The 13287-nt window shown below is 42.0% G+C and carries 12 protein-coding genes; 4 read left to right on the plus strand and 8 right to left on the minus strand.

The window, feature by feature from the left end:
• The first annotated feature begins 9 nt into the window (after positions 1-9).
• On the plus strand, positions 10-1929 hold the full coding sequence (locus N5C46_RS02020) for a vWA domain-containing protein (RefSeq protein ID WP_261750708.1): 1920 nt from the start codon (positions 10-12) through the stop codon (positions 1927-1929).
• A 231-nt stretch (positions 1930-2160) separates the two neighbouring features.
• Entirely contained in the window at positions 2161-3735 is a 1575-nt protein-coding gene (locus tag N5C46_RS02025; RefSeq protein WP_261750709.1) for a cation:proton antiporter domain-containing protein, read from the plus strand.
• 156 nt (positions 3736-3891) lie between these two features.
• Here the strand turns inward: N5C46_RS02025 and N5C46_RS02030 are convergent, their stop codons facing one another.
• From N5C46_RS02030 to N5C46_RS02040, 3 genes are all read right to left on the minus strand, one after another.
• Complete coding sequence (locus N5C46_RS02030) at positions 3892-5187, minus strand: aldehyde dehydrogenase (RefSeq protein WP_261750710.1); 1296 nt, start codon at positions 5185-5187, stop codon at positions 3892-3894.
• A 283-nt stretch (positions 5188-5470) separates the two neighbouring features.
• Positions 5471-6613, minus strand: a complete 1143-nt coding sequence (locus N5C46_RS02035; RefSeq protein WP_061809901.1) for a toxic anion resistance protein — start codon at positions 6611-6613, stop codon at positions 5471-5473.
• Between the two features lie 14 nt (positions 6614-6627).
• Positions 6628-7257 (minus strand): 5-bromo-4-chloroindolyl phosphate hydrolysis family protein, encoded by a 630-nt coding sequence (locus tag N5C46_RS02040; protein ID WP_261750711.1) that lies wholly within the window; start codon positions 7255-7257, stop codon positions 6628-6630.
• 259 nt (positions 7258-7516) lie between these two features.
• On the opposite strand from N5C46_RS02040, the gene N5C46_RS02045 reads away from it, so the two are divergent.
• On the plus strand, positions 7517-8692 hold the full coding sequence (locus tag N5C46_RS02045; protein WP_261750712.1) for a D-alanyl-D-alanine carboxypeptidase family protein: 1176 nt from the start codon (positions 7517-7519) through the stop codon (positions 8690-8692).
• Between the two features lie 43 nt (positions 8693-8735).
• Here N5C46_RS02045 and yidC read toward each other — a convergent pair whose 3' ends face one another.
• From yidC to N5C46_RS02060, 3 genes are all read right to left on the minus strand, one after another.
• On the minus strand, positions 8736-9497 hold the full coding sequence (gene yidC / locus N5C46_RS02050; RefSeq protein WP_261750713.1) for a membrane protein insertase YidC: 762 nt from the start codon (positions 9495-9497) through the stop codon (positions 8736-8738).
• A 32-nt stretch (positions 9498-9529) separates the two neighbouring features.
• Entirely contained in the window at positions 9530-9811 is a 282-nt protein-coding gene (locus N5C46_RS02055) for a hypothetical protein (protein WP_261750714.1), read from the minus strand.
• Positions 9812-10030: 219 nt separating this feature from the next.
• Complete coding sequence (locus tag N5C46_RS02060) at positions 10031-10486, minus strand: cupredoxin domain-containing protein (RefSeq protein WP_224519809.1); 456 nt, start codon at positions 10484-10486, stop codon at positions 10031-10033.
• 162 nt (positions 10487-10648) lie between these two features.
• Here N5C46_RS02060 and N5C46_RS02065 point away from each other — a divergent pair, with 162 nt between their 5' ends.
• Entirely contained in the window at positions 10649-10996 is a 348-nt protein-coding gene (locus tag N5C46_RS02065) for a DUF1033 family protein (protein WP_261750715.1), read from the plus strand.
• 34 nt (positions 10997-11030) lie between these two features.
• Here N5C46_RS02065 and N5C46_RS02070 read toward each other — a convergent pair whose 3' ends face one another.
• Positions 11031-12170, minus strand: coding sequence for a Ger(x)C family spore germination protein (locus N5C46_RS02070; RefSeq protein ID WP_261750716.1), 1140 nt, complete (start codon positions 12168-12170; stop codon positions 11031-11033).
• Positions 12167-13279 carry a GerAB/ArcD/ProY family transporter gene (locus tag N5C46_RS02075; protein ID WP_261750717.1) on the minus strand — a complete coding sequence of 371 codons (1113 nt, stop codon included), beginning with the start codon at positions 13277-13279 and terminating at the stop codon, positions 12167-12169. The genes N5C46_RS02070 and N5C46_RS02075 overlap by 4 nt, the downstream gene beginning before the upstream one ends.
• Positions 13280-13287: the final 8 nt, after the last annotated feature.

Below are 13287 nucleotides of genomic sequence, written 5' to 3' on the forward strand. Positions count from 1 at the left end.
GGATTTGTAATGCACCGATTTATTCAATTTAATGATGAAAATATTGATTCATTTTTAGTGATGGAAATGGCTGATCTTACAAAGACACTGTCTAAGAATGGGGATATGAACCTGAAATATGGTCCATTTTCTTATTTGGACTATAAAGAGGAAACGGTCTATGTCAGTCATTTCTGGGATCATCGAAAAAGAGATGATGAAGTCCATGGGTTGAAAAGTGATATCTACTTGAGGACTATCGGTAACCTCCATGAAACGGTGAAAGAAGATGTCATAAAATACATTGAAAAAGTAAAAAACACTTCTGTCCCACGATTTGCAAAGCAATTATTTGTCATCGGGGAAGAGATACGATTAGAGGAAATTTGTAAATCCAAACGCCCGGGCACCAAGAAATCATTTGACACGAGAAGAACATTATACCGTCAGCACTTTGAAGCCCAGCTTAAAGTGAATTTGACGAAAAGCGTGTTTACAGATGCTCTGTTCAATTCGGTTTACCTTCTTCTTCACGCTCAATCCCCGTTGGAACAACCGGTGAAGATCAATGAGGATATCGACCTGGCCATGCCGTTTATCCATGGCCAGATTACCCGGTTTTATGAGACCCGTCAGACGAAGGATGTCGTGAGGGTAGCTTTGGAGATTGTAGAGGTTGTGGATGAAATTGTTCAGAAAGATATGTTGAATGAATACTTCCATCTGCCTGAGGACGTCTATGAGATAGAAGAAACGTCCGGTGAAACATTTGAGGATTTAAAAAGGAAAGACCCTCTGGAGAATCAGGATGTACTGGAAGAAGAAAGTACAGGGGAAGAAGAAATCCTGGATGAAGAATTCCGTACATGGCACAGGGAAACAAGTGACAAAGGGGAATCATTCCTGCAGTTCGATCTGGATCAAGGTTCGCAATCCGACCTCATGGGAGAAGGTGTACGTGAAGGAGATGATGCTGATCAGGCTTTGGCAATGGTTCAAGGGTCTATGCAGGAGACAGAACGGGAGCAGTACCATGATGTGAAAGCCGAGGAGCAGGAGAGGGAAGAGTCAGGAGGGGGAGAAAGTGAGTATGGAAAGGACAATCGCTTCGCCATACCTCACTTTCTTACCCCGTCTGTTCCCACTTCTGAAGAAAAGCTAAAGTATATTCAGAACAAAACAATGGTAGCTCCGTTTCAAAAAAAGCTTCAGAAGATGATTGAGAAAACACTGGAACATAAGCGTATACAGCCGCGCAGCGATCTGCATTTCGGCAGATTGAATAACAAGTTATTACGGTTCATAACAGACGATAATCCAAGACTTTTTTACAAAAAGCAGAATCCTTCCTCAGAGATAGACGCAGTGTTTTCTCTATTGGTCGATTGTTCAGGCTCCATGTATGACAAAATGGATCAGACGAAGCTTGGTATCACGTTGTTTCATGAATCGTTAAAATCAGTCAGGGTCCCACATGAAGTCGTCGGATTCTGGGAAGATACGAATCGCGCGTCCAAGACAAGTCAGCCGAATTACTTAAATCCTGTGCTCGATTTCTATACTTCACTGAACCCGGGCAGTGGTTCTGAAATCATGCAGCTGCAGCCGGAAGAGGACAATCGGGATGGTTTTGCGATTCGTCTGATGACAGAAAGAATTCTGATGCGGAATGAAAAACAAAAATTCCTTCTTGTTTTTTCAGATGGTGAGCCTGCAGCCATGGAGTACGAACAAAATGGTATTGTCGATACACACGAGGCGGTTTTGGATGCAAGGAAAAAAGGAATCGAAGTCATCAACGTATTTTTATCAAACGGTGAAATCGATGAATCTCAAAGAAAAACCATCCAAAATATTTACGGGAATTACAGCATCCTTGTTTCAGATGTGGAAGAACTCCCGGAAGTATTATTTCCTTTACTCAGAAAGCTCCTATATAAGAGTATTTAAATGATAAAATGACGACTACCAGGTTACGCTGTAGTCGTCATTTTTTGCGTTTCCTTGTTATCCTTTTTCAATGTATGGAATGGATTTTAATCTCCAAGGAAATTTCTGTATACTAAAGAAAGATGAGTGTAGGTTCCTGTTAAGAATTGGTGGGAAGATGAGTGTTGGGTAGGTTAGTAAATAAACAAGATAGGGAAATGATAATAGTGTACAAGGGAGGGAGGAACTTATATGGAAGAGCTGGATATGCATCATATTTTCGAACTCGGTCTTATATTAGTTATGATTGCAGCCGGTATAACGGCGATTTCCAAGAAATTCAAGCAGCCCTATCCGATTGCCCTCGTGATCGTTGGAGCGTTGATCGGGTTATTCAATATACCTGTATTGGAGCCGCTTAAGGCTTTCATTACAGAAGGTGAAGTCTTTAATTTCGTCATTATCACCCTGTTTTTACCAGCTCTTTTGGGAGAAGCTGCTTTGAAGCTTCCTTATTCCCATCTTAAGGCAAATAAAGAACCGATCATCGCTTTGGCATTCGGGGGAACGTTGATTTCATTTTTAATCGTCGGTTTTTCAGCGTATTATTTCTTTGATTTCTCTATTCAGGCAGCTTTTGTATTCGGAGCCCTGATGAGTGCAACGGATCCTGTCAGTGTATTAAGCATTTTCAAGAGTGTGGGCGTTAAGAAGAGATTGGCCGTTGTGATTGAAGGTGAAAGCTTATTCAATGATGGTTTAGCTGTTGTTTTATTCAATATTTCCGCCTTTTATCTTGTGTCATACATCGATGCTGGATGGGCGGGCCTTGGGAGCGGATTGTGGGAGTTCATCAGGGTGGTCTCATTGGGACTGATCATCGGTGGTTCCCTGGGGTATGCCTTTTCGATTTTAACGAAGTACTACGATGATTATCCACTTGAAATCATTTTTAGTGTCATCCTATTTTACGGTTCCTTCCTACTGGCGGAAAGTGTTCATGCTTCAGGGGTCATCGCCGTGGTGATTGCAGCCCTGATATTTGGTAATTTCGGCGGGAAGATCGGAATGAGTCCCACTACCAAGTTGAATATCAACAGTTTTTGGGATGTTGCAGCATTACTTGCGAATTCTTTGGTTTTCCTAATGGTCGGCCTTGAGATAACAAGGATCGACCTCCTCGAGAAGTGGCCATATATTTTCGCAGCCATACTTATCGTATTAGTGGCAAGGAGTATAGCCGTTTATACAAGCTTGTCCCTTATCGGGAACTTCCCGCATATGTGGAAGCACATATTGAATTGGGGAGGATTGAAAGGCTCTCTCTCGATTGCTCTCGTACTGAGTCTGCCACGGGACTTCCCAGGCAGGGAGGACGTGTTGATCCTTGGCTTTAGTGTTGTCTTATTCAGCCTGGTTGTCCAGGGACTTACCATCAAACCGTTAATCAATGTATTGGGCATTAAGCCGAAAGAGGAAGGAAATGAGGAATTCGAGAAATTACTTAGTCAGCTTCATCGTTATGAAATGGCGATATCAGAGATTCATCGTGTGAAACAAAAGCTCTATATCACCGACCCAATTTCGAAGGAGCTCATTGATACATACGAAAAAAGAATCGATATGCTGAAAGCACAATTGGATGACTTATTTGAACGCAACCCGGTATTAAAAGAAAAACAGCTCTCTACACTTAGAAAACACGCCATGTATGCAGAGTATGAGGCGGTTGCAAAGCTAGAAAAAGAAGAAATCATCAGTAGTGCCATTGCCGAGAATGAATATGACAGTATTACGGACAGCATCGTGCATAACGAGGAGAAATAAATCAAATAACGTGGATAAAAGAATTTCCCGGCATAAGTAGTAATGGACCATGGGCTCTCCAAATATGAAGAGCCCATGGTCCCGTTTTTGCTATCGAAAGATTGAATCTCCAGTCTTACCAAGATGAATCACAATCAGAAAGGTTACATGATCATTCTATCGTTTCAAGATGCTCTTGAAATGTGAGAATGTATCGAAACTTGCTTTTCCATGATAAGCACCCATTCCGCTGGCGCCAACCCCACCGAAAGGAAGATAGTGAGATGTCATGTGGTTGATTGTATCATTGATCGCGCCGCCTCCAAATGAGATATTCGCCAATATTTCATCCTGAAGGGATTCATTTTCAGAGAAAAGATAAAGTGCCAACGGCTTCGGACGTTTCACAATTTGATCAATTACTTCAGAAGTGTCTTCATATTCAATGATCGGAAGGATCGGTCCGAAAATTTCATCCTGCATGATCGGGTCTTCCCATGAAATCGAATCAAGAATTGTCGGTTCAATGACGAGATTATCACGGTCTGAATCCCCACCGGTAACAATGCTCCCGTTGTCCAGAAAGCTTTTCAGGCGATCAAAATGCCTTGTACTAACAATGTGGCCAAAGTCTTGGTTATGAATGATATCGTCCCCGTAACTGGCATGGATGGCTCCTTTCAGTTTTTCCAACAGCTCGTTCTTTACGTCGCGGTGGACGAGAACATAATCCGGTGCGACACATGTTTGACCCGCATTAGCAAATTTCCCTCTTGCAATTCGTGTCGCGGCTTCATCAATATCCGCATCCGAATGTACAATCGTCGGACTTTTACCACCAAGTTCCAGTGTGACGGGTGTTAAATGCTTGGCTGCAGCTTCTGCCACGATTTTCCCGACACCAGTGCTTCCTGTGAAGAAAATGTAATCGAAATTTTCCTGGAGCAATGCAGTGCTTGTTTCGACTTCTCCTTCGACGACATGGAGATACTCTTCCTGGAAGTGGTCATTGATCATGCCTGCAAGCAGTCTTGAAGTGTTCGGGGTCAATTCCGATGGTTTCAGGACAGCGGTATTGCCGGCAGCGATTGCTCCAACCAGGGGTGCCACGGCAAGTTGGAATGGATAGTTCCATGGAGCGATGACAAGGATCGATCCATAAGGCTCTGGATAAATGAAGCTCTTTGCCCCTCGATGTGTATCAGGTGTTTGAACTTCCTCAGCTGATGCCCATCCAGTAAGATTCTTTAAGGTAAAGTCAATCTCACCAAGGACAAGGCCGATTTCTGCCCGCTTAGCCTCTATTTCGGGTTTATTCAAATCTTTCTTTACAGCATTTATGATGTCGTGTTCATGCGTTTGGATAAGATCCTTTAACTTAGTCAAAGCTTCTATCCTGAAGTTGGTATCCTTTGTAATACCAGTACGAAAGAATGTTTGCTGTTTATTGATAAGTTCTTGGTAGTTTTCCATAGTAAAAACTCCTCTTCTCTTTGATGAATAGTAACACTTATGCTTTTCCCGTATTGTACCGCAGATACACGTGGGAACTATTTCTTGTGTTTCAATAAAATTGTGTGCAATTTATTGAGGTATCAATTATTTGCATGTGGAGAATGATAGTATAATCAAATCGGATATGCAAGATATATGATTCAGTACTCGAATGAGGGAGTATATTATGCAGGAATAAAATGAAAGGCCATTTCCACGAAAGATTCGCAGGAATGGCCAGTGCTTATATATATTATCGTGTTTACTTTCTGATTTCGATGAGTTTTTGTTTCAAATCATTTTCCATAGTGACCATTTCCTGTTCAGCCTGTTGTCGCTTTTGTCTGCCTTCCGCCTGGATGGCCAAGGTTTCTTCAATGGTGGAGATCAGGTTTTCCTGGGTTTTCTTGAGGGTGTCGATATCTATGATTCCCCGTTCGTTTTCTTTAGCGGTCTCGATGCTGTTTGTTTTGAGCATCTCGGAATTCTTTAATAGCAGCTCGTTAGTCGTGCGTGATACTTGCTTTTGAGCGGCTACAGCCTTCTGTTGATTCAGAAGGGTCAGGGCGATGGCGATTTGATTCTTCCAAAGAGGAATCGCTGTAAGGACAGAAGCCTGTATCTTTTCTGCCAATGCCTGATTTGTATTTTGTATCAAACGGATTTGAGGGGCGGACTGAATCGTCATTTGTCTGCTCAGCTTCAGATCATGGATTCGTTTATCCAATCGATCAAGGAACTGCATGGTATCATTGACTTCCTGATAAATCAGCTCATCATCGGTTTCTTCTGCTTTCTTACGCAAAGAGGGCAGGAGGTTGTGCTGGATTTCTTCCCGTTTGATTTCAGCAGCCGCAATATACATATTAAGGGCTTGAAAATAGTCTTTATTTTTTTCATATAATGTTTCCAATAATCGGTTATCATCGAGCAGGGTCTTTTTCGAATGCTCGAGTCTGACTGAAATCCGATCAATCTGAGATCCGATTTTTTGGTATTTAGAAAGCACCTCCTGTAAAGAGGATGAAACTTTCCGAAAGAGCTTTTTAAATACGCCTTTCTGTTTCGTATTAAGCTCATCGGGATTCATTTGCTCAAGCTTTTTCATTAAATCGCCTAACACGTCACCGATCGGTCCGATATCCCGTTTTTGCACATGATCCAACATCGAATGTGAGAATGTCGACAGTTGGGTCTGGGCCGCTGTTCCATATTTTAGAATGGCTTCATAGTCCTTGTAGTCGATTTGTGCTGCTAATTGTTTGGCTTTTTCCTGCTGTTCTTTAGGCAATCGGTCAAGTAAAAGGGGAGACTTGGTTTGTTCGTTCACCGCAGGCATTTCTTCCCCGAACGGGTTTGAAAGCAATAAATCCAGTTCTGATTGTTCATTTCGTTGTTCCATCATAAAACCTCCGACATTTATTTGAGATCTTTTTTGTGCGATAAATGCTGATTGGCGAAATTCAGTTCAAATTGCAGGTGATCCATGTCATCTGCCAGGACTTTCTGTAAATCATTTTCCAAGGAACCTGTTAAATCGTCCAGTGTCGTACGGGTTTGCTGGAGAGACAGGAAGGTTTCTTTATTTTTACCAGGCTGGGAAGCCAGGAACGTATACTTCTCGGTAATTTCCACGACAGAATCTAAATGGTAGAAGAAGAAGGACTCAGCTGAAAAAAATCTCTTGGGTTCTTTTCTTACAAGTTGATAAATTCTTCGGCTTAATCGGTTGATTTCAAGAATTTGCTTAAAAGCTCCAAGCGATCTTACCCTTAACTGCTGACGTTGCAGCCGTTTTACCTTTTCTTTCGCTTCCTTTAAATTTCTGTTTATATATCGAAACTCCTGTCCGGAAAGACCATTTTTATTCAACCACCATTTTTTTTGAAGAGCCTTAACGATCATGTAAAAGAGTACTCCGGTACCTACACCTGATAAGAGTGTAAGCGGGAATCCCATGTCAAAGAGGAGTAAGTAAGCGATAAAACTGCTGGTCCCCATACTGAAAGAAATGACCGTCCTTAATAAAAATTGCAGAAATGTGTTCATTTCATCTACCCCTTAATAAAGATGCTTATCATACTTACGTTTCATCGTGGAAAAGGTTTCATATTCATACTCTCATTTTAGTGGAAACGGAGGGAAAATGGAAATAAAGTATCAATGATGGAAGAAAAATCGGGGAGATATGTAAGGAATTAGCATCATTCTTTCAATTTCTTAACATTTTTATATTGAATGATTATAGGAAATCCATTTTTGGTAGAATGGGTAAGTGAGACCAATGACAAGACAGGTGTGTGGATATATGAAAAAGGTTATTGTGCTGATCTTACTTTGCTTCATTACCCCAAGTGTGTCAGCTCAACAAAGTGCAGTAAAAAAACCAGAACATATTTATAGTGATTCGGCTATTTTAATAGATTCTAAAACCGGGAGTATCCTGTACTCTAAAAATGGTACGAAACGAATGAACCCTGCAAGTATTACAAAGATTGCCACAGCGATTTATGCGATTCAGCACAGCGATCTCGGTGACCAGGTGAAAATCAGTGAGAAGGCAAGCCGTACCGAGGGTTCCACTGTGTATTTAGCTCCCGGTGAAACAGTGAGTATGGAGCAGCTGCTTCAAGGGTTGATGGTGAACTCCGGGAATGATGCCGCCGTTGCCATCGCTGAACATACAGAAGGTTCTGTAAAAAAGTTTGTCGATCAATTGAATCTCTTTCTTAAGGAGGAAGTGGGGGTCAGTGATACTCATTTTGAAAATCCCCATGGACTTTATGGAAAAAATCATTATACAACCGCCTATGATATGGCTAAAATCACAAGCTACGCGTTACAGAATGAACAATTTAGAGAGTTATTTGATATAGACTCCGTGGAGTGGAAGGCTGAAGGCTGGAATACAACCCTTTATAATCATCATAAGATGGTGAAGGGGGAAATCCCCTATCCTGAAGTGACGGGTGGTAAGAATGGGTTTATAGACGAATCCCGTCACACCTTGGTGACCTCAGCGAAAAATGACAAACTTTCCATCGTGGTCGTCACGATGAAGGCACAGTCCAAAAAAGCCATTTATTCGGATACGAGGAAACTGCTTGACTATGGGTTGAATCAGTTTGAAAGGAATTATATCCCTAAGGAGACCGTCTTTCAATTGAACGGTACTTCTTATGATTTGAAAAAGGACATTCCATTTACCCAGCCTGTTAACGGGAAGATCATACAGAAGCTTGCCGCAAGTGGGAAGTTGACCCTTTATAACCAGGATCATGAAGAAATGTTGTCAACCAATTTGACACCGGTGGAGGGAACACCCGTAACGCACACCGAAGCAGTTGCTTCGAGTGAGCACAAGGGGCTGTTTTTCGGGAAGGAGTGGAGCGGTCAGCTTTTATTTTACCCGCTTATGATTTACCTGGCCCTTCTATTCATTGCAGGGGTATCCGTGTTTCGGCCAGGCTCTTTCACTAAGTAAGAGTGGAATATAGAACAAAAGGGAGCCAGCAGGCTCCCTTTTGTTATTGACTTTCCTGTTTTTCTAATGCTGGCTGCTGATGGTAAAGGGTCTTGCCGATCAGGGTCTGCAAGATGAGGAATGCGCCTCCGACCGTCCAATACAATGGAAGGGCAGCCGGTGCGTTCAGTGAAAAGATGAAGATCATGACCGGGGACAGAAGCCCCATTATTTTCATCTGTGCCTGCTGCTCTGCAGGGATGTTCATCAAGGAAACGCGTGATTGGGCCAAGTACACAACCCCGGCAATGATCGCCATGATATGGTCCGGTTGTCCCAGGTTGAACCATAGGAAAGAGTGACTGGCAATCTCTGAAGATGAACGGATCGCATAATAAAGTCCAATCAGGATGGGCGTTTGGATCAATAAAGGCAAACATCCCATATTGAGAGGATTTACACCGTTTTTTTGATAGAGCATCATCAATTCCTGCTGAAGCTTCTTCTGCTCTTCTTTATCCTTCGTTTCTTTGATCTTCTTTTGGATCGCAGACATCTCGGGCTTTATCAACGCCATTTTCCCTTTCATATCCTGTTGATTCTTATACGTTTTAAGCATAAAAGGCAGAAGAATAAGACGAATAAGGAGGGTGATCACAATAATGGCCACGCCGAAATTCCCGCCAAGGAAGGTTCCTATTTCATGGATGAGAAATGAAAATGGATTGACAAGATAATCATGAAAGAATGCCCCTTCAGTGGTGGCAGACTGGCATCCGGTCAATGTTAATAAAAGTAAAACGAAAATGAATGAAATTTTTTTCAATGTTTTTCCTCCTCTGTATATATGCTTTTCTTTTACATAAATACAGAAGAGGATTCCTCATCATTATCAGTATGATAGAATTGAAACTTCATACAGGTTGTAAACCAGACCCTGACAGGTAAGGCTTCATTTTCCGCAACCTGTCTGACAATGAGGTTGTTTCCTTCCAGTTTTTTATCATAGTATTGTGTATAGAGATGGAATGGTGATGGACACCGATCCCAGATCAATGCCAGTATGAATAAAAATACGATACTGACATGCAAAGGACTTAAGTAAAAATCCAATAAGTCTTGTACAATAATGTATGTCAATGGAGAAGACTCCTTTTACTATTCTAGTTGCATCCATAATAGATGAAAGAACATTTTATCACATTTACAGTATACTGCGAAACCCGGATAGAATCCATGGTAATTGTTTATACGATTTTGTGAACGATTGGTTTCATTGAAAAAATGTATTTGAGAGCAAGTTAAAAGGTCTCTAAGTGACAAATCACTTTAGAGACCTCTCATTTCAGTGATATTACGCTAATCGACAACGATATACGCAATCATCGGACCGTTATTCTCGATGGTTTCATGCATTTCACAAATAAGCCTGTACGTTCCTTCCTTTGAGAACGTTACATCTACAACGGTTTCTTTCCCTTTTTTTACAGTCCCTTTAATATCCGTGCCCTCGATGTAAAATGGGTGTTCCATGCCGTTCACTCCGTAAATGCGCAGTTCCACCTCTTTGCCTTTTTCCACCACAATCGTCCCGGGGTCCCACCGATATGCTTCGATTTCCTTGCCGTCGGCAGTCTTCGATTTGAATTCTCCGGTTACAAGCTGAATGACTTGTTTTTCTCCCGTTTTCTCGGATAGCGACACTGTCGGGTATGAGTTTTTCGAAGATAGAGACCAAATCGTACCGACTGTAATCACCAGGATTGTCACCAGTATGGCAATGATGGAACCTTTCTTCAAAACAATGAAATTCATATGATTTCCCTCCTCGGTCAGAAAGCATAGTACTTTTCTATTAAACCTATGCTTGTACGGCAGGGAACTTGTCAATAATTTTATAGGAGGGATAAGTTAAATATTTTTCTTTCCTGTCCATTTTATGTACAATTTGGACATGGCAGCAAGGAGGGTGAAGCATTGAATACTAGATGGAGAGTTATAACGACGAAAAGTGATGCAGAGCCATGGTGGTTCTTTGAAGGCTGGGAAAAGGATATCAGAAGCGATTGGACGTTTGATAGCAGGGAAGAAGCCGTTGAAACCTTTCTAATGGAATTGAAACGATTCAGTGAACGTTATCCAAAGGCAAAGACGAAGAAATTTCACTCCATAGCCTTTTGGGATCCGGAAGAGGTGTATTTTTGTGAAGCCTGTGATGATGATCTGCAGGTCTATTATGGATTGGTCATCTTTGAGAACGATCAACCGATGGAGATCATGGATGACTCGATCGTCACGGAAATCACCAGTAGAATGGAACAATAGGTCTATCCGATATTGGATAGACCTTTTCCCGCTATTAATCGATAACGCCTGTACGGATGATTTTGCTATTCACTTTCACATCAAAGGTAGCCTCTTTATACAGTTTGTCCCACTGCTTCCTTGTCAAATCCTCGTGTCCTCTGACACTCCTGTACTCCATTCCAAACCCAATCGGATCTGTTCCTTCCTCCTGCAGCATCAGGAGGGTATCCCTAATGTTTTCTTCAATATATTTCTCCACTTCCTCTTCAACCAAGTGCAGGGCATTTGGTTTAGACAGCTGCAATTCTTCGGTCATTTCGAGTATTCGTGACTCAAGATTCAATTCGACCTTGAAGGAAGCCCGCTCTTTTTTCTCTGTCTGGATCTTATGGGAAGATTTGATGCTGTCGATCATCATATATACTTTGTTGTTTTCGGGAGCTGCAGGAAGGCGTGATAGGTATGGCTTGAACTTTTCCAGAGGTAATTCTACCTCTACACTCCCTGCGTTGTAGTTTTCCATTAACGAACGGATGAAGAAGATGCGGTCTTTATTAATTTCCTTAATGAACCTATCTCTTGTGAATAATGCGAAGCCATCTACCCCGACTTTTCCATTTGCAGCCGTCAATAATGGTAGGATGGGGTCTTTACCGACGCTTCCGTAATCAGTGATGAATTCCTGCAAGGTTGGGGAAACAATCATCTCTGATTCTACGTTTTGCCTGACTAAATTGTAAAGATAGGTCCCCCTGTTCGAAGGTTTTTCCTCCGTCTGATACCTCAATACTTCTTCAGCCGTCGTATCGGCTATCGTTAAATACACCATATTCCCGATTGCGGAATCCCTTTCAAGCGTATCGACCAGGTGGGAAATCCCTCTGGCTGCCAGCTCCCGGCCATATACAACGATCCTCAACTGGCCGGACACAAGTTTATGATCAGACTCCAGATTCTGTGATAACCGGATGCCTTTACTCGTTTTAGACGTGGTGGAGAGGATTTTTTCAACATCCTCCATGGCAGGGTTGAATTGATAAAGTACAAGCGTCCCCGTGATTTTGTCATCTTCAGCCTGGTCATAGCCGACGGCTGTGATCAGACCGAGCTTTTCTAAATATTTCGTTTCCACACAGCTGCTTAAGAAAACAGAGGGGAGACAGACCAAAATAAGTAACAAGACTTTATTCATAGGTCTACACCTTTTTTCCTGTTGCCGATATGTTTTAATTTAACCAGGATAAACAGGAGAGCGGGATACATGAAAGAAAGAAAAAAACTTGCAGTACCCACCTTATCCGTAATGGTATTCATTGTTATTCGTTCCTGAACGAATAGTGATAAAATCCATAGCGTGGCTGCGAAGAGATAGATGGCTTTCTTTTGAGAAAAATGAAAGACTCTCTTCATCCCCCTGGTCGCCACCCAAAAGTACAGACATATGTTTGGGAGGATGACTAACATCCAGAAGGAGACGGCAATGAACTCAAAGCGCTCCAGGTTTGGTATCCTCAAGATCTTGAACATGGATAGAACGGGCCAGATTGTCTTTAACAAAGCGTCCTCTGAGAAAAAACCTATGCTTACAACGGTGACCAGAGTAAATAAAAAGGTTGAATATCCTGTGCCGATGAGAGCGTATTTTAATACTTTTTTCTTTTCCTTTATATAAGGATAGACAAATAACACCAAGTCAAAGCCAATGATGGTAAAGCTCGTTTTATAAGCACCCATCATGAGCTCCTTTGGAGAGGAAGTCATGACCGGCAGAAGGTGATTGAAGTCCATGAATTTAACCGGGGTGTAGATCATGAATAATAGCCAAAATGCCAGTATCAGACCTAAGAACGCAATTCCCACGACTACTCTGATTCCTCCAAGAACAGCATAAACAAGTAAGAAGAGGAGCAGCCCCATCAAAAGCCAAGTCGGCATTCTCGGGAAGATCCAGGCCTGCACCATCTCGATGTAATTCATCAGGATGACATAGGTCACGCCCAGATAGAAAAGGATATAGAGGAAATTCATTCCTTTACTGATCCACTTGCCGTATACGTCCATATGAATCCCATATAAATCTGCACTATCATAGGTTTCAAGTGTTTTAACCATGAGGAATAACACAAAGGAAACAAGAATGCCTGCAATGATTACCGAAATCCAGGCATCCCTATTCGCCTCCATGTAAATGATCCTTGGTAAGCCGGCAATTCCCACCCCGGTTTGGGCGGTATGTAAAATAAACATAAGTAAAAACGCATTAAACATCAGCCGCTCTTTAGGATTCACATTGATCTCCATACATATCA

Origin of the sequence: Rossellomorea vietnamensis (genome assembly GCF_025398035.1) — a bacterium.
Classification (GTDB): Bacteria; Bacillota; Bacilli; order Bacillales; family Bacillaceae_B; genus Rossellomorea; species Rossellomorea vietnamensis_B.